The 19,748-nt window shown below is 72.1% G+C and carries 17 protein-coding genes; 12 read left to right on the top strand and 5 right to left on the bottom strand.

The genetic code is table 11. From position 1 onward, the window contains the following. The 9 genes from ACFT4A_RS28535 to ACFT4A_RS28575 all read left to right on the top strand — a co-directional run bounded on the left by ACFT4A_RS28535 (window position 1) and on the right by ACFT4A_RS28575 (window position 10,686). Window positions 1–921: an ABC transporter permease gene (locus ACFT4A_RS28535; protein ID WP_382835329.1), complete on the top strand. Its 921-nt coding sequence runs from the start codon at window positions 1–3 to the stop codon at window positions 919–921. Further along, entirely contained in the window at window positions 918–1,784 is an 867-nt protein-coding gene (locus ACFT4A_RS28540; RefSeq protein WP_382835332.1) for an ABC transporter permease, read from the top strand. Before ACFT4A_RS28535 ends, ACFT4A_RS28540 begins: the two co-directional genes overlap by 4 nt. Then, window positions 1,781–3,190, top strand: coding sequence for an aminotransferase class III-fold pyridoxal phosphate-dependent enzyme (locus ACFT4A_RS28545; RefSeq protein ID WP_382835335.1), 1,410 nt, complete (start codon window positions 1,781–1,783; stop codon window positions 3,188–3,190). The genes ACFT4A_RS28540 and ACFT4A_RS28545 overlap by 4 nt, the downstream gene beginning before the upstream one ends. Window positions 3,191–3,231: 41 nt before the next feature. Beyond that, a complete protein-coding gene (locus ACFT4A_RS28550) occupies window positions 3,232–4,185 on the top strand; it encodes a succinylglutamate desuccinylase/aspartoacylase family protein (protein WP_382835338.1) in 954 nt (317 codons plus the stop codon). Continuing rightward, entirely contained in the window at window positions 4,182–5,636 is a 1,455-nt protein-coding gene (locus ACFT4A_RS28555) for an aldehyde dehydrogenase family protein (RefSeq protein ID WP_382835341.1), read from the top strand. The genes ACFT4A_RS28550 and ACFT4A_RS28555 overlap by 4 nt, the downstream gene beginning before the upstream one ends. Further along, window positions 5,633–6,571, top strand: coding sequence for an aldo/keto reductase (locus tag ACFT4A_RS28560; protein ID WP_382835344.1), 939 nt, complete (start codon window positions 5,633–5,635; stop codon window positions 6,569–6,571). Before ACFT4A_RS28555 ends, ACFT4A_RS28560 begins: the two co-directional genes overlap by 4 nt. Window positions 6,572–6,635: 64 nt before the next feature. Next, the gene (locus ACFT4A_RS28565) at window positions 6,636–7,301 is read left to right on the top strand and encodes a haloacid dehalogenase type II (RefSeq protein ID WP_382835346.1); all 666 of its coding nucleotides are present in this window, start codon (window positions 6,636–6,638) and stop codon (window positions 7,299–7,301) included. 29 nt (window positions 7,302–7,330) lie between these two features. Continuing rightward, complete coding sequence (locus ACFT4A_RS28570) at window positions 7,331–8,614, top strand: NAD(P)/FAD-dependent oxidoreductase (RefSeq protein ID WP_382835349.1); 1,284 nt, start codon at window positions 7,331–7,333, stop codon at window positions 8,612–8,614. Between the two features lie 104 nt (window positions 8,615–8,718). Continuing rightward, entirely contained in the window at window positions 8,719–10,686 is a 1,968-nt protein-coding gene (locus ACFT4A_RS28575; RefSeq protein WP_382835352.1) for a heavy metal translocating P-type ATPase, read from the top strand. Window positions 10,687–10,691: 5 nt separating this feature from the next. Here ACFT4A_RS28575 and ACFT4A_RS28580 read toward each other — a convergent pair whose 3' ends face one another. From ACFT4A_RS28580 to ACFT4A_RS28595, 4 genes are all read right to left on the bottom strand, one after another. Continuing rightward, complete coding sequence (locus tag ACFT4A_RS28580; protein WP_382835355.1) at window positions 10,692–11,759, bottom strand: LacI family DNA-binding transcriptional regulator; 1,068 nt, start codon at window positions 11,757–11,759, stop codon at window positions 10,692–10,694. Between the two features lie 87 nt (window positions 11,760–11,846). After that, entirely contained in the window at window positions 11,847–14,237 is a 2,391-nt protein-coding gene (locus ACFT4A_RS28585) for a beta-galactosidase (RefSeq protein WP_382835439.1), read from the bottom strand. After that, entirely contained in the window at window positions 14,231–15,997 is a 1,767-nt protein-coding gene (locus ACFT4A_RS28590; RefSeq protein ID WP_382835358.1) for a beta-galactosidase, read from the bottom strand. The genes ACFT4A_RS28585 and ACFT4A_RS28590 overlap by 7 nt, the downstream gene beginning before the upstream one ends. Before the next feature lie 38 nt (window positions 15,998–16,035). Continuing rightward, the gene (locus ACFT4A_RS28595) at window positions 16,036–17,232 is read right to left on the bottom strand and encodes an MFS transporter (protein ID WP_382835361.1); all 1,197 of its coding nucleotides are present in this window, start codon (window positions 17,230–17,232) and stop codon (window positions 16,036–16,038) included. A gap of 109 nt (window positions 17,233–17,341) precedes the next feature. On the opposite strand from ACFT4A_RS28595, the gene ACFT4A_RS28600 reads away from it, so the two are divergent. The 3 genes from ACFT4A_RS28600 (at window position 17,342) to ACFT4A_RS28610 (ending at window position 19,315) form a co-directional block, all read left to right on the top strand. After that, complete coding sequence (locus tag ACFT4A_RS28600) at window positions 17,342–18,001, top strand: 1,4-alpha-glucan branching protein (RefSeq protein WP_382835362.1); 660 nt, start codon at window positions 17,342–17,344, stop codon at window positions 17,999–18,001. 17 nt (window positions 18,002–18,018) lie between these two features. Next, window positions 18,019–18,765, top strand: a complete 747-nt coding sequence (locus tag ACFT4A_RS28605) for a Type 1 glutamine amidotransferase-like domain-containing protein (RefSeq protein ID WP_382835365.1) — start codon at window positions 18,019–18,021, stop codon at window positions 18,763–18,765. Window positions 18,766–18,913: 148 nt separating this feature from the next. Next, window positions 18,914–19,315, top strand: a complete 402-nt coding sequence (locus ACFT4A_RS28610; RefSeq protein WP_184595591.1) for an SseB family protein — start codon at window positions 18,914–18,916, stop codon at window positions 19,313–19,315. A 36-nt stretch (window positions 19,316–19,351) separates the two neighbouring features. On the opposite strand, the gene ACFT4A_RS28615 is transcribed toward ACFT4A_RS28610, so the two are convergent. Further along, a complete protein-coding gene (locus ACFT4A_RS28615) occupies window positions 19,352–19,741 on the bottom strand; it encodes a MarR family winged helix-turn-helix transcriptional regulator (protein ID WP_382835368.1) in 390 nt (129 codons plus the stop codon). Window positions 19,742–19,748 lie beyond the last annotated feature (7 nt).

Below are 19,748 nucleotides of genomic sequence, written 5' to 3' on the forward strand. Positions count from 1 at the left end.
GTGGCCGTACTCGCTCCGGCATCCCGCCCCGCCGCCCCGGTGCCCCGCAGGAAACGACAGGCCCGCCTGCTCTCCGACCGCCGCACCCGCTTCGGACTGCTCAACGCCGCGCCCGTCGTCCTCTATCTGCTGATCCTCTTCGTCTATCCGATCTTCAGCACGCTGATGCTGAGCCTCAAGGACCAGGCCGGCGGCTTCACCCTCCACTGGTACGCCGATGCCTTCCGCGGCGCCAACCTGGAGATCCTGCTCACCACCCTGCGGATCTCCGCCGAGACCTCACTGATCAGCCTGGTCGTCGGTTTCGTGCTGGCCTCCGCGATCTGCCGGCTCAAGCCCCTGTGGGCGGGCCTCGCGATGCTCGTGGTGGTCGTCCCGCACTTCATCAGCGCCCTGGTGCGCACCTACGGCTGGATCATCCTGCTCGGTGACAACGGCGTGGTGAACAACGCCCTCACCGACACGCACTTCCCCGGCGCCCCCTTCCAGCTGCTCTACAACGAGATCGGCGTCGTCATCGGCACCACCGCCGTGATGCTGCCGTACACCGTGCTGCTGCTGTACGCGGTCATGAAGGGCATCGACCGCCGGCTCCTGGCCGCCGCGGCCAGCATGGGCGCCGGAAAGATCACCATCTTCCGCCGCGTCTACGTGCCCCTGGTAGCGCCCGGCCTGGTCAACGCCGGCGTCCTGTGCTTCATCCTCTGCCTCGGCTACTACCTCACGCCCGCCCTGATGGGCGGCGAGAAGCAGACCATGGTCGCCTCGCTCATCGACGAGCAGGTCATGAAGCAGAACCAGTGGAACGGCGCCTCGGCCCTCGGCATCATCCTGCTGCTCTTCACCTTCGCCGGGCTGATCCTGCTGCGGCTGCTGAAGTCGGCGGGCGAGGCCTACCGGAACCGGGGGACGGCGTCGTGATCGAGCTGCGTGCCACCCTGGCCGGACGCATCGCCCTGGCGGTCCTGTCCACCCTGATCCTGCTGTTCCTGGCGATGCCGATCATCGTCATCGTGGTCACCTCCTTCGGCAAGGACGCCTTCGGCTCCTTCCCGCCGGAGGCCTGGACGCTCGGCTGGTACGAGCAGTTGTTCGCCGACGGCAGCAAGTGGCCGGCCGCGCTCTCGCTGAGCGTCCTGGTCGCCTCACTGACCACCGTCTTCTCCCTCGTCCTCGGCATCACGGCGGCCACGGCACTGGTCCGCAGCGACCTGCCCCTGCGCTCCGCGGTCTACGGCCTGGTCCTCGCCCCGCTGGTGATCCCCCAGGTCGTCATCGCCCTCGGCCTGTTCCTGCTCTTCGAACCGGCCGCGATGCTCGGCAGCCCCATCGCCATCGCCTTCGGCCACACCGTGCTGGCCTCGCCCATCGCGGTGATGATCCTCATGGCCACGCTGAAGGGCATCGACGAACGCCTGGAGGACGCGGCGGCCAGCATGGGCGCCAGCCGTCTGACCGTCTGGCGCCGCATCACCTTCCCCCTCGCCGCACCGGGCATGATCGCCGCCGCGATCTTCTCCTTCATCACCAGCTTCGACGAGTTCTTCATCTCGCAGTTCCTGTCCTCCGTGGACACCGTGACGCTGCCCGTCCAGGTGTTCAACGTCCTCCAGTACAACGTCGATCCGTCGGTGACCGCCATCAGCGCGATCCTCATCGCGGTCGCCGTCGTCGCCCTCGCCCTGGTCGCCGCCGTGCGCCGACTGGGCGGCCCGGGCAAGCAGGCGGGCCTGCTGCCCACGGAATCCGCCGTGAGCCTCCCCGCCGGAAGTGAGAGCCGATGACCATCAGCACCCAGGCCCCGGCCGGTGAACTCTCCGCCACCGCGGCCAGACACCTGCTCCTCAACATGACCCCCAACGGCTCGCTCGGCCGCTCCGGCGAGAACCTCTTCGTCGTCCGGCGCGGCGAAGGACCGTACGTCGACGACGCGGACGGCAAGCGCTACATCGACGGCCTCTCCGGCCTGTACTGCTGCCAGCTCGGCTACTCCTACGCCCCCGAGTTCGCCGAGGCCGCCGACCGCCAGCTGCGCGAGCTGTGCTTCAGCCCCCTGTGGTCCTCCTCCGCGCACCCCACGGCCATAGAGCTGTCCGAGCGCCTGGCGCGCATCGCCCCCGTCGACATCGAGCACACCTTCTTCTCCGGCGGCGGCGCCGAAGCCGTCGAGACCGCATGGAAGCTCGCCCGCCGCTACCACGCCCTGCGCGGCGAAGCGGGCCGCACCAAGGCCATCGCCCGCCGCGGCGCCTACCACGGCCTGACCCTCGGCGCCCTGTCGCTCACCGACGACCCCGGTCTGCGGGAACCGTACGGGCCGGGCGCGATCGAGACCCGGTTCGTGTCCAACACCAACCGCTTCGGCCTCGCCCCCGAGGCCCCCGAGGCCCCCGAGCGCATGGACGACGAGACGTTCACCTCCCGCCTGCTCGCCGAGCTGGAGGCCGCGATCCTGGCCGAGGGCCCGGACACCATCGCGATGCTGATCGCCGAGCCGGTGCAGAACCGTGGCGGCTGCATCACCCCGCCCGAGGGCTACTGGCCGGGCCTGCGGGCGCTGGCCGACCGGTACGGCTTCCTGCTCGTCGCCGACGAGGTCATCACGGCCTTCGGACGGCTGGGGGAGTGGTTCGGCGGCGACCTGTACGGGGCCCGCCCGGACATCGTCACCGTCGCCAAGGGCATCACCGCCGGCTACGCCCCCATGGGAGCGACGCTCGTCAGCGACCGCGTCACCGAGGTCATCAACCGGCCAGGAGCGGTCCTCAACCACGGCTACACCTTCGCCGGCCACCCGCTCAGCGCGGCCATCGCCCTGCGCAGCCTGGACATCATGGAGCGGGACCGGATCCTGGACAACGTCCGCGGCCACCAGGCGCATCTGGCCCGGCGCATGGACTCCCTGACCGACCTGCCGATCGTCGGAGACGTCCGCGGCGCCGGCTTCTTCTACGCCGTCGAACTCACCGGCGACCTCGACGACGGCGGCTTCGGCGACACCGCCCGCACCGCACTCGTCGCCGACCTGATCCCGCGCCGGCTGCGCGAGGCCGGGCTGCTCGCCCGCGTCTACAACCGCGCCGCCCCGCTGGTCCAGATCGCGCCCCCGCTGATCAGCGACCGCGAACTCCTGGACCGTATCGCCGACATCATCGCGGCCACCCTCGACGAGGCCTCCGCCCGCCTCTGACTCATGTTCTGGATCTGACACATGTTCTGGAAAGGAACCACATGTACTCCATCGGCCCCCTGACCGTCGCCCCCGGCGAGCGTGCCCAGGGTCTGATCCCCGTCGGCACCAGCACCTATGGCGTGGAGCTCGGCATTCCGCTGATCGTCGTCAACGGAACCGAGGACGGCCCGGTCCTGTGTGTGGACGCCGGTGTGCACGGCGACGAGTACGACGGCCAGGAGGCCATCCGCCGCGTCCTCGCCGAGATCGACCCGGTGGGCTTGCGCGGCACCCTCGTCGGCATCCCCTGCATGAACACCCCGGCCTTCGAGGCGGCGGCCCGCACCAGCGGCCTCGACCACCTGAACCTCAACCGGATCTTCCCGGGCGACGCGGACGGCTCCTACTCGCTGCGCCTGGCCGCCACCTTCGTCGAGCAGGTCGTCCCGGCCATTGACGCCCTGGTCGACCTGCACACCGGCGGCACCTTCGGCGAGATCGCCCCGCTCACCATCGTCCAGGGCGGCTACGAGGACCTGGCCACCGGCATCGGCCTGGCCGCCGGGCACCGGCTGATCTGGAAGGGCGGCAAGTGGGGCGGCACGGTCCGCCACCCCACCCTGGCCGCGGGCAAGCCGGCCATCACCATCGAGGCGGGCGGCGGCACCTACCGCGAGGAGAACGTCCGACTGCACATCGACTCCGTCCTCAACATCATGCGGCAGCTGAACATGACCGACGGCGGGGCCGAGCTGCGGGACGACTACATCGCCGTCTCCGGCACCTTCGCCCGCTCCGCCGCCGGCGGCTTCTTCCTCGGCCACGCCGTACCGGGCGAGACGTGCAAGGAAGGCGACCTGATCGCCCACATCGTCGACCACTACGGCAACACGCTGGAGGAGGTCCGCGCCCCGCAGGACGGCATCGTGCTCTGGGTGCGCCGGATCCGCACCGTCCGGCCCGGCGACGAGGTCGTCATCTTCGGCGAGGTGCAGGGAGAGATCAAGCCATGAGCGGCGATCCCCAGTTGCTGCTCGTCGACGGCAAGCGGATCCCCGCCGCCGACGGGCGCACCTTCACCGTCCTCGACCCGGCGGACGGCACGGCCCTCACCCAGGTGGCGCTGGCCGGACCGGCGGACGTGGACCAGGCCGTGGCGGCCGCCCGCGCGGCCTTCACCGCGCCCGAGTGGGCCCGGATGCGAGCCGCCGACCGGGGCAGGCTGCTGAACCGCATCGCGGACGCGATACGCGGCGAGGGCGAGCGGCTGGCGCGCCTGGAGTGCCAGGACGTCGGCAAGCCGCTCCGCCAGGCCAGGGCGGACGTCGAGTCCGCCGCCCGCTACTTCGAGTTCTACGCGGGCATCGCCGACAAGCTCGGCGGCTCCACGATCCCCCTCGGACCCGGTCTGATCGACTACACCGTCCGTGAACCCATCGGAGTATCCGGCCAGATCATCCCGTTCAACTACCCCCTCCAGAACACCGCCCGCGGTTCCGCCCCGGCCCTCGCGGCAGGCTGCACGGTGGTGCTCAAGCCCTCCCCGGAGGCGCCCCTCACCCCGCTGGAGGTCGGCCGCATCGCGCTGGAGTGCGGGCTGCCGCCGGGCGCGCTGAACGTCGTACCCGGCGACGCCGAGACCGGCGCGGCCCTCGCCGGACACCCCGGCATCGACCAGGTCACCTTCACCGGCTCGGTCCCGACCGGCATCAAGGTCGCCCAGGCCGCCGCCGCCAACGTGGTGCCCTCCGTCACCGAACTGGGCGGCAAGTCGCCGTTCATCGTCTTCGCCGACGCCGACTTCGACCTGGCGCTGAGCGCGATCCTGGGCTGGTCGTTCAGCAACGCCGGCCAGATGTGCTCGGCCGGCACCCGGCTGCTGCTCCAGCGCGGCGCCGAGGAGTTCCTGGACCGGCTGGTCGAGAGGATCGCCGCCCTGCGCGTCGGCCCCGGCCTCACGGACCCGGACATCGGCCCCCTGGTCGCCGCCCGGCAGCGCGACCGCGTCCTCGGCTACCTGGAACTGGCGAGGCAGGAAGGCGCCGTGGCCCGGGTCGGCGGCGGCGCCCCCTCCGCCCCGGAACTCGCCGACGGCTACTACATCGAGCCGACCGTCCTCACCGGCCTGACCAACCAGGCCCGGTGCGCCCGTGAGGAGATCTTCGGCCCCGTCGTCACCGTCATCGACTTCGACGACGCCGACGAGGCCCTCCGGATCGCCAACGACAGCCCGTACGGCCTGTCCTCCTACGTCTGGAGCCGCGACCTCGACCAGGCGATGCGCCTGGCCGAGGGCATCCGGGCCGGCCAGGTCTACGTCAACGTCACCAGTGCCGGCAGCGGCATCGAGCTGCCCTTCGGCGGCTACAAGCACAGCGGCTGGGGCCGGGAGAAGGGCCTGGAGGCGCTGGCGAGCTACACCCAGACGAAGAACGTCTGCATCGGATTCGGGGACCGGTCATGAGGTATCGCACGCTCGGTGAGCAGGGCCCGGTCGTCTCGGCGGTGGGCGTCGGCGGCAACAACTTCGGCTCCCGCCTCGACGAGGAGGGCACGAACGCGGTCGTCCACGCCGCCCTCGACGCCGGGATCACCCTGTTCGACACCGCCGACATGTACGGCGGGTTCGGCGAGCGCGGCGGGGAACGCGGCGACGGCGAACGCCTCCTCGGCGCCGCCCTCAAGGGCCGCCGCGACGACGTCGTACTCGCCACCAAGTTCGGCATGGAGATGGGCCCCGACGCCGACCTGTACGGCAGACGCGGCGCCCGCCCCTACATCCGGTACGCCGTCGAGTCCTCCCTGCGCCGGCTCGGCACCGACCGGATCGACCTGTACCAGTACCACGAACCCGACGGCCTCACCCCGCTGGAGGAGACCGTCGCCGCCCTGACCGAACTCGTGGACGAGGGCAAGATCCGGTACCTCGGCTGCTCCAACCTCCCGGCCGAGGAACTCACCGAGGCGTTCGTGTCGACACAGGCCCGCTACCACCTGCTCGACCGGAGCGCGGAGGCCGACCTCATCCCCGCCTGTCTGCGCCACGGCCTGGGGCTGCTGCCGTACTACCCGCTGGCCAACGGCCTGCTCAGCGGCAAGTACCGGCGCGGCGAGGAGCCCCCGCCCGGCAGCCGGCTGTCCTGGCGGCAGGGCTGGCTCACCGACGCGGCCCTCGACCGCGTCGAGGCACTCACCGCGTACGGCGCCGAGCGCGGCCTGACCCTGCTTCAGGTCGCCGTGGGCGCACTGGCCGCACTGCCCGCGGTCGGCTCGGTCATCTGCGGCGCCATGACCCCCGCGCAGGTCACCGCCAACGCGGCGGCGGCCGACTGGATCCCCGACCCCGCCGACCTGGCCGCACTCGACGCGATCGTCACGCCCGGCGAGCGCGTCGTCTGACGCCCGCCCGCGTCGTCTGACGCTCGCCCCCACTTACCGAACCCGCGAAACGAGGCTGAACACCATGCGAGAGATCGTCACCTTCGACGCCTACGGCACCCTGGTCGACTTCCAGCTCGGCCCCACCACCCTGAAGGTCCTTGAGGACCGTCTCGACCTGGACAACCTGGACGTCGACGAGTTCCTCGACGACTTCCGCGTCATGCGCTTCCAGGCCGTCCTGGAGGCCTACCGCCCCTACCACGAGATCCTGCACTCCAGCCTGCGCAACGCCATGCGGCTGCACGGCCTGGAGTACCGCGCCTCCGACGGCGACGCCCTCGTGGAGGCGGTCCCCACCTTCGGCCCGTTCCCGGAGGTCCCGGACGCCCTGCGTGCCCTGAAGACCAGGTACGAGATCGCCATCATCTCCAACACTGACGACAACCTGATCGCGCGGAACGTGGAGAACATCGGCGTCGAGTTCGACCATGTCATCACCGCCCAGCAGGCCGGCGCCTACAAGCCGGACCGGCAGACCTTCGAGCACGCCTTCACGACCATGGGCGTCGAGCCCTCCCAGGTCATCCACACCGCCCAGGGCTGGGAGTACGACCACATCCCGACCCGCGACCTCGGCCTGAAGCGCCGGGTATGGATCAACCGCTTCGGCCGCCCCGGCAGCGCCGACTACCAGCCGTACGACGAGCTGCGCGACATGACGGGCCTGCCGAAGCTGCTCGGCTGCTGACCCGACGGACGGATGTGAGGACGCACGCCATGAAGCAGATCCCCTACTGGCTCGACACCGCCCCCGCCCTGCCCGACCGTTCCGGAAAGGACCTGCCCGACGAGGCGGACGTGGTCGTGATCGGCGGCGGTCTCACCGGCCTGTCCACCGCCTACCACGCCGCCCGCAAGGGAGCCCGGGTCGTCCTCGTCGAGAAGGACAAGATCGGCTCGGGCGCCTCCGGACGCAACGGCAGCATGTGCACCCAGGGCCTCACCATCGGCGTCGGAGAGGCCCGCAAACGCTACGGGCAGGAGCGCGCCCGCGAGCTGTACGACGCCTTCCGCGAGGCGGTCGACGTGGTCGAGGAGATCACCCGGACCGAGCGGATCGACTGCGACTTCCACCGCGCCGGCCGCCTCGGAGTCGCCTTCAAGCCGCAGCACTTCGAGGGCATGCGGGCCACCCAGCGCGACCTGGCCGACAACTTCGGCCACGAGACCCGGCTCCTGAGCCGCGCCGAGCTGAAGTCGGAACTGAACTCGGACTACTACCACGGAGCCCTGCTCGACCCGCTCAGCGCCGCCCTGCACGTCGGCAAGTACGTCCACGGACTCGCCGAGGCCGCCGAACGGGCCGGCGCGGAGATCCACGAACGCAACGCCGCCACCGGCCTCACCCGCCTCCCCGGCGGCGGCTTCGTGGTCGAGACGCTCCACGGCACCATCCGCGCCAAGCAGGTGATGGCCGCGACCGACGCCTACACCGACAAGGCGATGCCGTGGTTCCGCAAGCGGCTCATCAACGTCGGCAGCTTCATCGTCGTGACCGAGCCGCTCGGCGAGGAGCGCGCCAAGTCGCTCATCCCGAACGGCCGTCTGGTGGTGGACTCCAAGAACATCGGCCACTACATCCGCCTCACCCCGGACCACCGCCTCGCCTTCGGCGGCCGGGCCCGCTTCGCCCCCTCCAACCCGGCCTCCGACGTCAAGAGCGGCGACATCCTGAAGCGGGAGATGACCGAGATCTTCCCGCAGCTCGCCGGGGTGCGGATCGACTACGTGTGGGGCGGCATGGTCGGCTTCTCCTGGGACCGCCTCCCGCACGCGGGCGAGACCGACGGCCTGTACTACTCGATGGGGTACTGCGGCCACGGGGTCCAGATGGCCACCTACATGGGCCGCGCGGTCGCCGAGATGATGGACGGCCGCCCGGAGGCCAACCCGCTGCGCGGCCTCGGGTTCCCGAAGGTCCCGGTGCCCTTCTACAACGGCACTCCCTGGTTCCTGCCGTTCGGCGGCGCCTACTACAAGGCCAAGGACAAGCTGCGCTGACGCCCGTTCCGGGCCGCGGCCGGGGTACATGAAAGTATGAAGGGGTCTTCATGTGTTCCTGTATGGTGAGGTGCGTCCACGCGCCCCTGCCAGAAGGACCCCTGTTGACTTCCACCCTCACGCCGCGGCCGGTCCAGGAGTCGGAGCCCGCACGCCCCGGGACCGTGCCGCGGCGGCGCACCCGTGTTCTCGCGCTCCCCGAGGCGCGCTGGGCCGCGGCGGCCACCGCCTGCTTCCTGCTCGCGCTGCCGCTCCAGCTGACCGGCGCCCCCGCCTGGGCCTGGGGCCCGCTGTACGCGGTGGCGTACGCCACGGGCGGCTGGGAGCCGGGCTGGGAGGGGATGAAGGCGCTCAAGGACCGCACCCTCGACGTCGACCTGCTGATGGTGGTCGCCGCACTGGGCGCGGCCGCGATCGGGCAGGTCATGGACGGCGCCCTGCTCATCGTCATCTTCGCCACCTCCGGCGCCCTGGAGGCGTTGGCCACCGCCCGCACCGCCGACTCCGTCCGCGGCCTGCTCGACCTGGCCCCCGCCACGGCCACCCGGCTCGCTCCCGACGGCGGCGAACAGGTCGTCCCCGTCGAGGAGCTGACGGTCGGGGACACCGTCCTCGTCCGCCCCGGGGAGCGCGTCGGCGCCGACGGCCGGGTGCTGGACGGGGCGAGCGAGGTGGACCAGGCGACCATCACCGGCGAGCCGCTCCCGGTGCCGAAGGAGCCGGGCGACGAGGTCTTCGCGGGCACCCTCAACGGCACCGGCGCCCTGCGGGCCCGGGTCGAGCGCGACGCGTCCGACTCGGTGATCGCCCGGATCGTCCGGATGGTGCAGGAGGCGTCCGAGACCAAGGCGCCCACGCAGTTGTTCATCGAGAAGGTCGAACAGCGCTATTCGCTGGGCATGGTGGCCGCGACCCTGGCCGTCTTCCTGGTGCCGCTCGCCTTCGGCGAGCCGCTCACCGACGCGCTGCTGCGGGCCATGACGTTCATGATCGTGGCCTCGCCGTGCGCGGTCGTGCTGGCCACCATGCCGCCCCTGCTGTCGGCCATCGCCAACGCCGGGCGGCACGGTGTGCTGGTGAAGTCGGCCGTGGTGATGGAGCGGATCGGCCAGGTGGACGCGGTCGCGCTGGACAAGACCGGCACCCTGACCGAAGGCAGCCCGCGCGTCACCGACGTCCGGCCGCTGCCCGGATCCGGCCTGGACGAGGGCGAGTTGCTGACCTTGGCGGCAGCGGCCGAGCGGCCCAGCGAGCATCCGCTGGCCCGGGCGGTCGTCGACGCGGCCCGTGAGCGCGGCCTCGACCTGCCCGAGGCGGAGGACTTCACCTCCGCGCCGGGCGTGGGAGTGACCGCCGTCGTCGAGGGCCACGCGGTCGCGGTGGGTGCCCCGGCCCGGCTGACGGACGACACCTTCGAAAGGGTCGCGGAGCTGGAGGAGTCCGGCCGCACCGCCGTCCTGGTCGTCATCGACGGCGCCCCCGCCGGACTGCTCGGCATCGCCGACCGGCCACGCCCGGACGCCGCCGCCACGGTCGCCGCCCTCACCACGCTCACCGGCACCGCCCCGACCCTTCTCACCGGCGACAACCCCCGGGCCGCCGCGCGCCTCGCCGCCGAGACCGGCATCGACGACGTGCGCGCCGGGCTGCTGCCGCAGGACAAGCTGGCCGCCGTCCAGGAGATGGAGAGCGCGGGCCGCAAGGTGCTGGTCGTCGGGGACGGCGTCAACGACGCACCCGCCCTGGCCGCCGCCCACACCGGAATCGCCATGGGCCGGGCGGGCTCCGACCTCGCCCTGGAGACCGCCGACGCCGTGATCGTGCGCGACGAACTCGCCGCCGTCCCCACCACCGTCGCCCTCTCCCGCCGCGCCCGCCGACTGGTCGTCCAGAACCTCGTGATCGCCGGGGTGTTCATCGCCGGCCTCGTCGTCTGGGACCTGGCAGGCGACCTGCCGCTGCCCCTGGGCGTCGCGGGCCACGAGGGCTCCACGGTCCTCGTCGGGCTGAACGGCCTGCGGCTGCTGAGGGAGTCGGCCTGGCAGAAGGCCGCCGCCGAGGGGAGTGCCTGAGCCCGTCAGCCCACCGGCGGCGGACCGCTGCTCGCGCGCACGACGAGGTCCACAGGGACGAGGGTGTCCACACGGGGCCGCTCGCCGGGGCCGTCGATGCGGTCCAGGAGAAGACGCAGGGACCGCGTGCCGATCTCGGCGAAGTCGGTGCGGACGGTGGTCAGCGGGGGCAGCAGATGCGCCGCCTCGGGGATGTCGTCGTAGCCGACGACACTGACCTCGCCGGGAACGGACCGCCCGGACTCGTGCAGGGCGTGCAGCAGGCCCAGCGCCATTTGGTCGTTGGAGGCGAACACGGCCGTCACCTCCGGGTGCCGGGCCAGCCGACGGCCCAGTTCATAACCCGAGTCGGCACCCCAGTCCCCGACGAGGGGTGCCGGGACGTCGGCACCGGCCGCCTGGAGCGTCTCCTGCCAGCTCGTCAGCCGGTGATCGGCGGAGGTCCAGCCGGTCGGGCCCGCGATGTGCCAGACGGTGGCGTGCCCGAGGCCGAGGAGATGCTCGGTCGCCTTGCGGGCGCCGGTACGGGAATCACCCGTGACCAGGGGAGTGCTGGCGTCGAGGGCGCTCTCCAGCACCACGAGCGGCGTGCCGAGGTCGGTCTCCGCCAGCGCCCGGCCCACCCACTGCTGCGGGGCGATGGCGATGACGCCGTCCGCGCCCTCGGCCGACAGCCGGTTCACGGCCTCGACGACGGTGCCCTGGTCGGCCGTGTCCAGGGCGATGGAGCTGACGAGGTAACCGGCCTCTTGGGCCGCCGTGTTGATGGCGGTCAGGATGGAGGCGGGCCCGTACCGTGCGGCGTCGAAGGAGATCACGCCGAGCATCCGGGTCCTGCCGCTGGCCAGGGACCGCGCGCTGCGGCTGGGCCGGTAGCCGAGCGTACGCATCGCCTCCAGGACCGCCTCACGCGTCTCGGGGCGGACGGCCGGGTGGTCGTTGAGCACGCGGGAGACGGTCTGCTTGGAGACGCCGGACAGCCGGGCCACGTCGGCCATCACCGGCCGCGCCCCCGCGAAGTTGCGCCTGCTGCGGCCCTTGGGAACCGGGCCGTCGGTGGCGCTCGGTGTCATGGCGGGTGATTCCTCGACGTCGGATACGGCGGTCCTGAACCCGCCCGGCAGGTGCACAGCATAGGCCGCGCGGTGCCCGTGACGGCCTCAGCCGGTCCGGACCGCCCACACGCGTGTGACCACCCACTCGGCCTGCCCCACCCCGGCCGCCCGCCAGGCATCACCCGCCTGCCCCGGCACATGCACGGCCGCGTCCGCCGCCAGCGGCAGCACCTTCAGCCGCAGCCCCCGCGCACGCAACTCCTCGGCCGGGAACCGGTCGAGGCCGATGTCCCAGACCCGCCCCGAGAAGAACTGGTCGGCGACCAGGACGTCCCCCGCGTAGGCCCGTGCCAGATCACCGGTCCAGTGCAGCCGCAGCAGCACACCGGCGGGTGCCCGTAGCAGGTCCTCCGGTACGTCGACCCGGTACTCGGCGGCCACGGTGTCCATGTACGTGGCGGCGGGCATGCTCGCCCGGCCCTGCACACCGGTCACGGGCTCCGGAGCCGGACCGGCGGGCTTGACCAGGGTGACCTGCGCGGCGGTGTCACCGACGCGCCCGGCCCCGACGGTGTAGCGCGTGCACACACCGTCCGCCTCCTCCCGCACCCGTTCCCCCTCCACGGCCAGGGCGGAACCGGGCGCGGGCAGCACCGCGAACGACGGCTCGGCGCCCGGGCTGTGCAGCCGGACCTCGTCCCCGTCGAAGACCACCCCGTCCCCGCAGAGCACCAGCCGCTCGGCACCCCACGCGACACCCCGGTAGGCGGTACGGGCCGTCGCCGCGTCCAGGACCAGCAGACCGACTCGGGAACCGTCGGCCGCGTCCACCTCGACCAGGGCGTCGGTGCCCGGCCGCAGACCGGTGACCAGGACCCGGCCGTCGACGGGCGTGACCTCCCCGTCCCCGGACGGCACGGCGACGGACGTCACCGTGTCCGCGTCCAGGGCGAGTTCGGGCGCGATGCCGTCGGTCGCGGCCAGCACCAGGACCGTACGGCCGTCCGCCTCGACGGTGCACACCGGCTGCGCGGTGGCCCACTCCAGCCGCAGCCCGGCCACGTCCAGCCGCAGCGGCCAGCAGAAGAAGGCGCCGGAGGGCACCGTGACGGGAGCGCTCGGCAGTGCCAGCGAAGGCGCGTCCGGGAAGTCGACCGTGAACGTCGTCTCCGGGTGGTCCGGCAGCGGCTCGTGCGGCTGGTGGTTGGTCACGAACAGGAACCCCGAGGTGCCGTCGGTGCGCACGGCCCAGCGCAGGGTGTCACGATCGTGCTGCCCGGCCGGCAGACGCTCGGGCAGCACGGACTCCATGGGCGCGATCCGGTGCCCGAATTCGGCCAGCAGCAGGTGCTGGAGCCGCAGTTCGTGGTACGAGGGCCGCACCTGACCGTACTCGCCGAGCGGGGCCTGGAAGTCGTAGCTCAGGACCGGAAGGTCGTTGGGATAGCCGGTGGTGTGCGACTCCTGAAGAGTGGTCAGCTCTCCCGGCGGATTCGTGCCGCCGTGGAACATGTAGTAGCCCTGCCACACCGAACCGCAGCCGATCTTGGTCAGCCCGAGCGCGCCCACGTCGGCGGCCTCCACCCGGGGCCGCCGGTGATAGGCCACCGCCATCCCCCCTCCCAACTCGCAGGTGGCCCAGGGGAACCGGTCCGTCGAAGCCGGGTCGGTGCCGCGCACGGTCGTGGGCCGCAGGTCGGCGCCGATGCCCTCGTCGTCGCGCTCGTGCGTGAAGAAGAAGTGCTTGCGGCAGGTGTCGGGCCAGCCGCCGTCCGCCTCCGTCCAGAACGCCTCGGGATAGCCGCCGTACAGCGGAAGCAGTTCCTCGCCCGGGAGCAGCACCCCGCCCCACGCGGTCGACGTCCACAGCGGTGCGCTCAGCCCGGCCTCCTGGGCGAGGCGCTTGAGCGTGCGCAGATGGCCGGGCTGATCGTAGAGCTCGTTCTCGATCTGGATCGAGACGATCGGGCCGCCGTGCGCCCGGTCCAGGCCGCGCAGTTGCTCCGCGACGGCCTTGAACCAGGTGCGTACGGGCTCCAGATAGGCCGGGTCGTCGGTCCGCGGTGTGCGGGCGCGGGCGAGCAGCCAGTCGGGCAGGCCGCCGTCGCGCACCTCCGCGTGCGACCAGGGGCCGATGCGCGGGACGAAGTCCAGGCCGTGACGGGCGCACAGCCCGGCGAACCGCCGGAGGTCGCGGTCGCCGTCGAAGCGGACCCGGCCCTCGATCTCCTCGTGATGGATCCAGATCACGTAGGAGGCGACGGCGGTCACCCCGCCCGCCTTCATCTTCAGCAGCTCCTCCTCCCACTCCCCGTGCGGGTAGCGGGAGTAGTGGAACTCGCCGGAGACCGGGAACCAGGGGCGGCCGCCACGGGTGAGCCAGCGGCTGGTCACGTCGATCGGATCGGGCACGCCCGGCGCGTCCGCGAAGGGCAGATGGCCGGTGAGCGGGGGAGCGGAGGGCGCGGGAACGCGCAGTCGGTGCGGGGTCACCAGGTGTTCTCCGGGCCGAGGTCGGGGGTGTCGGTGAGCTGGGCGCGGGTGACGGTCGTGCCGTGCAGCTCCAGCAGGACCAGCGCGTTGGCGCCCGGCCGCAGAACAGGTGCGGGCAGGTACAGGGTGTGCTGCGGGCCCCGGTTCCAGTAGCGGCCGAGGTGGAAGCCGTTGACCCAGGCCTGGCCCTTCGTCCAGCCGGGGAGGGAGAGGAAGGCGTCGGCGGGCGTGTCCACCTCGAAGGTGCCGCGGTGGAAGGCCGGCACGGTGACCGCGGACCCGTCGGCCGGTACGAACGGCAGCCCGGCCACGTCGTCCAGCGGCAGCGGGCGGCAGTCCCAACCCCGCAGGGCGGTGCCGTTGAAGGCGACGGGCCCGAGCAGGCCCTTGGGCGCGCCGATACGAGGCCCGTAGTTGACGCCGCCCATGTTCTCGACGAGGACGTCCAGCGTCGCGCCGGGGCGTGGGACGCGCACGGGCAGCGTCTCGTCGTGGCGTTCGCGCTCCAGGACACCGACCGGGGCGCCGTCGACGAAGACCTGGGCGCGGTCACCGACACCGCCGGAGAAGTGCAGCAGGCCGTCACCGGCAGTGGGCAGGGTGGTGCGGTAGAGCGCGTAGCCGGTGCGCTGCCCGAGCTCGTCCATGGTCACCGGGTCGTCGGCGTGCACGGGTGGGGCGAGCGTGCCGGCGAGCGGAAGCAGAGGTGCCCGGCCGTCCAACTCGACATCGGTGCACGGAAGTTTGGGTCCCGGTGCCGGGACTGGCTCGTCGGGAACGCCGGCGTGGCGGGCGATGACCTCGCGGAAGGCGTGGTACTTCGGCCCCGGGTCGCCGCACTCGGTGAGCGCGGCGTCGTAGTCGTAGGACGTGATGGTCGGGGTGTAGGCGTGCTTGTGGTTGGCGCCGTTGGTGAAGCCGAAGTTGGTGCCGCCGTGGAACATGTAGATGTTGACGGACGCCCCGGCGGACAGCAGCCGGTCCAGGTCCGCGGCGGCGTCGGCCGCGTCCCGCACATGGTGCGGACCTCCCCAGTGGTCGAACCAGCCGATCCAGAACTCCGCGCAGAACAGCGGGCCTTCGCTCCGGTGCTCGCGCAGGCGCCCGAGGCACTGCTCGACGCGGCTGCCGAAGGTGCTGGCCGCCAGGACGCCGGGCAGGGTTCCGGCGGCCAGGTGCTCGGGGTCGGCCTGGTCGCAGGTGAACAGCAGTTCCTCGACGCCCCGGGAGCGGAACGCGTCGGCCAGGTGCTTCAGATACGAGCTGTCGTCGCCGTAGGCCCCGTACTCGTTCTCCACCTGCACCGCGATGACGGGACCGCCCGCCGCGGCCATGTGCGGGCGGAGCGCGGGCAGCAGCAGGTCGAGGTAGCGGTCGACCGCCCCGGTGAAGCGCGGATCGCTGGTCCGCAGCCGGATGTCCGGGTCCGAGGTCAGCCAGTCGGGCAGGCCGCCCCCGTCCCACTCGGCGCAGATGAACGGACCGGGACGCAGCAGCACACGCAGCCCCTCGTCCTGGGCGAGCCGCAGAAACCGGGGCAGATCGAGGAAGCCGTCGAGCACGAGGGGCCCGTCGGGATCCGGCTGGTGGTGGTTCCAGGGAAGGTACGTCTCGACCGTGTTGAGGCCCATCAGACGGGCCTTGCGCAACCGGTCGGCCCACAGGTCGGGGTGGACACGGAAGTAGTGCAGCGCGCCGGAGAGGATCCGGAACGGCTCGCCGTGCAGCAGGAATCCGTCGGACGTCGTCGTCAGAGCGGGCATGCGGAGGCTTCCCTTCGAGGTATTCGAGGCAGGGGGAGTCAGCGGGAGCGGGTGGCGCGGATGAGCCAGAGCGTGGCGGCCAGGCACAGCGCCGACACACCGCACAGCAGAAGCGGCACCGCGCGGATCCCGGACCACTCGATGGCCTTGCCCAGCGCCGGCCCCGCGGCGACACCGCCGACCATGGAGGCCGCGATGACCACGGCACCGGCCCGCCGGGCGCGCGGCGCGGCCCGGTTCAGCCAGGGCAGTCCGGTGGGGAAGATCGGCGCGATGAACAGACCGACACCGGCGTACGCGTACGGAGCCAGCGCCGGCACGGACGCGGCCAGCAGACACACCGTCATGCCGGCGCACGAGACGGTGATGATCGCCTGGGCGGAGAACCGCAGCGCGAGCGGGGCGACCAGGAAGCGCCCGACGGTCATCATCAGCCAGTACACCGAGGTGGCGGTGGCCGCGACGCCCGCGCCATAGCCGACGGTCTCCAGATGCGTGGGCTCCCAGCCGCCGACACCGGCCTCGACGGCGATGTGCAGGACGTAGAGCGCGACGAAGACGCCGAGCACGGAGCCGAGACTGCGGCCCAGAACCTGCCCACGGCCGCCGTCCTCGGCCCCGCCCGGCAGAGGCACCTCGTTCCGGACTCCCCTCAGACACAGCAGCAAGGGCAGATTGGCGAGGGCGAAGCAGAGGAAGACGGCCGGGTAGTGCTCCGAGCCGACCACGCCGATCAGGGCGGGGCCGAGGATGGCGCCGATGCCGAAGTGGGCGTTGAGAATGTTCAGCATCGCGGTCGAACGGTGACCGAAGCCCACGGCGAACAGCTGGTTGAGACCGTAGTCGACGCCACCGAAACCGACCCCCGCGAACAGGGCCGCCGCGAGGGCGGTGGGCCAGTCCGGCGCCAGCGCGAAGCCCGCCGCGCCGACGGCCATCAGCAGATAGGAACTGCCGAGGATGTGCCGGTTCCCGACCCGGCCGTAGAGCCGGTCGAACAGCAGCACCCCGGCCACACCCCCGACGAAGTGCGCACTCAGCCCCAGCCCCGCGACGGACGGCGACAGCCCGAACTCCTCACGAAACGCCGGGATCGCGGGCCCGTACAGCGCCTGCAACGCCCCGATGAGAACGAAGCCGACACAGGACGCCACGACGGCGGCTCTGCTGAAGACCGGGGCGGGGGAAGCGGGGGAGGGGTGAGAGTCGAGCTGCGCGATCGGCTGGTCGGTCACGCGGACTGATGTTACCGGTAACATTTCGCGCGTCAACATCCCTGGATCTCCTCGAACGTATGCTGCGTGTCCTCACGGCTCGCATCGACCCGAGGGGGAGGGGACCGGCATGGCCGTCATCCACCACACCACGCTGACACCGACCAAGATGGAACTGCTCACCTCCTGGCTGCCGTCCCGCCCCTGGTACCGCGGTGGCGCGGCCGAACCGGAGTTGGTCAAGGCCGGGGGGTTTCGGCTGGACGATCCGGAGGGCGAGGTCGGGGTCGAGTTCCTCGTCGTCACCGACACGTCCGGTCCCCACCCGACCAGCTACCTGGTGCCGTTCACCTATCGGGGCGCCCCGCTCGACGGTGCGGAGGACGCCCTCGTCGGCACCATGGAGCACGGTGTGCTCGGGAAGCGCTGGGCCTACGACGGCTGCCACGACCCCGTGATGGTCCGCCAGTTGGCGGCCTTGATCGAGGGACGGGTACGGGCCCAGGACCAGAACATCACCGACGCCCACGACCGCGAGGTCACCGCCTCCTACACCGGCGACGGGCCCCTCCCCACGGACTTCACCGCCGGCGACGATCAAGACGGCACCCGGCTGACCACGCCCCAGGGCACGACCCTCCGTCTGCACCGGGTCCTCCAGCCCGCCCCGGACGGTCCGTTGACCCCCGCGCGGGGAGCGACCGGCCACGTCACCGGCTGCTGGCAACTGCCGGACGGTACGCGCGCCCGGGGTGTGCTGGCCGTTCTGCACGCTGGTCCCCGTACCTAGCCGCTACGGGAACCGCCATGGCCCCCACACCCCCGCAGCGTCTCGCCCTCCTCGGCGGCGGCTTCTCCACCGACGACGACGGTCTCCTGGACGACTGGGTTCTGGCCCAGGCGCGCGTGCCACACCCCAAGGTGTGCTTCGTGCCCACGGCCAGCGGAGACGCACCGGCCTACGTCGACCAGTTCCGCGCGGCCTTCCGGTCACGTCCGGCCTGCGTTCCCTCCGTCCTGCCCCTGTTCCGCCGAGAGCTGGACGACGACGCCCTGCGTTCCTTTCTGCTCGCCCAGGACGTCGTGTACGTGGGCGGCGGCAACACGGCCAACCTCCTCGCGGTCTGGCGCGCCCACGGCCTGGACCGGCTGCTGCGGGAGGCCCACGACCTCGGGACGCTGCTGTGCGGCATCAGCGCCGGTGCCAACTGCTGGGCCGAGGGCTCGCACACCGACTCCTTCGGGCCGCTGACGTACCTCCCCGACGGCCTGGGGCTGCTGCCGGGCTCTGTCTGCCCGCACTACGACAGTGAACCGGGCCGGCAGCCGTCGTACCGGGCGGCCGTGGCGGCGGGGCGGCTGCCGGCGGGGTGGGCGGTGGAGGACGGGGCCGGAGTGCTCTTCGAGAACGGTGTACTCGGGGAGGCCGTCACCCGGGCGCCCGGAGCAGGGGTGTACCGCGTGGAACCGGACGGGAGCGGCGGGGTGAGTGAGCAGGGAATGCCCTGCCGGTCCCTCGGGCCTCCCCGCTCTCCTGAACGCCCCGAGCGGTGATCGGCCCGGCCCCCGTCCCACTGATCCCTCGAACCTCAGTGATCCACCAGGATTGCCCCGTCCACGATCGGGTACGCGAGCAGGACCGTGCCCGGGGCGGATCATGTCCCGGGTGGGCCGCAAGACCGCCGCTACCAGGGAATCTGCCATGGAGACACCCGCAAACAACCCCACGCCCACGCCCGCCCAGCGGGCTCTGGACGTCCTCGCCGAGAACACCGAGGACGCGGCGGCTCTGAACGCGCTCGCCGACAGCGACGTGCTCATCCCCGTGCCCGACGACGCGAACGATGCCGACGCCGCCAACCCCTCCGCGGTGGCGCTGCCGGTGCTCGAGCAGCCCGGCGGCGAACCGGTGGTGCCCGTGTTCACCTCCGAGGTGGAGATGGCCGGGCTGCTGCCGTTCGTCTCCCGCTACCGCATGGTGCCGCTCGGCGCCCTCGCCGCGCAGTGGCCGGCCGACGACCTGTCGCTCACCATCGACGGCAGCTCGGAGCACCGCCTGACGCTCACCTCGGAGGGAGTCCGCACCCTGCTGGCACGTCCGTAGGGCGATCGGGATCGGCCCGGTCCGGGCCTGGGCCTCTTACGCGCCCAGCGTCCGGGCCAGCGCCGCCCGCTGCAGCGGCAGCACCTCGGCGTGCAGATCACGGCCCCTGGAGGTCAGGGAGACCCACACGCCGCGCCGGTCCTCCACGCACACGGTGCGTGTCACAAGACCGTCCTTCTCCAGCCGGGCGATCAGCCGCGACAGCGCGCTCTGGCTCAGATGGACCCGCCCGACCAGATTCTGCACCCGGCACTGCTCGCCCTCCTCGGGCGCGGCGGTCACGAGCATGTCCAGGACCTCGAAATCGGAGGCGCCGAGGCCGTGCGGATGCAGCGCCCGGTCGATCTCGCACATCGTGCGCGCGTGCGCCGACAGGATGTCCCGCCACCGTTCCTCGAGCCGCGCACCAGCCGTTTTCGCTGCCATAAGCGAA

Source organism: Streptomyces sp. NPDC057099 (genome assembly GCF_042671245.1).
Taxonomy (GTDB): Bacteria; Actinomycetota; Actinomycetes; order Streptomycetales; family Streptomycetaceae; genus Streptomyces; species Streptomyces purpurascens.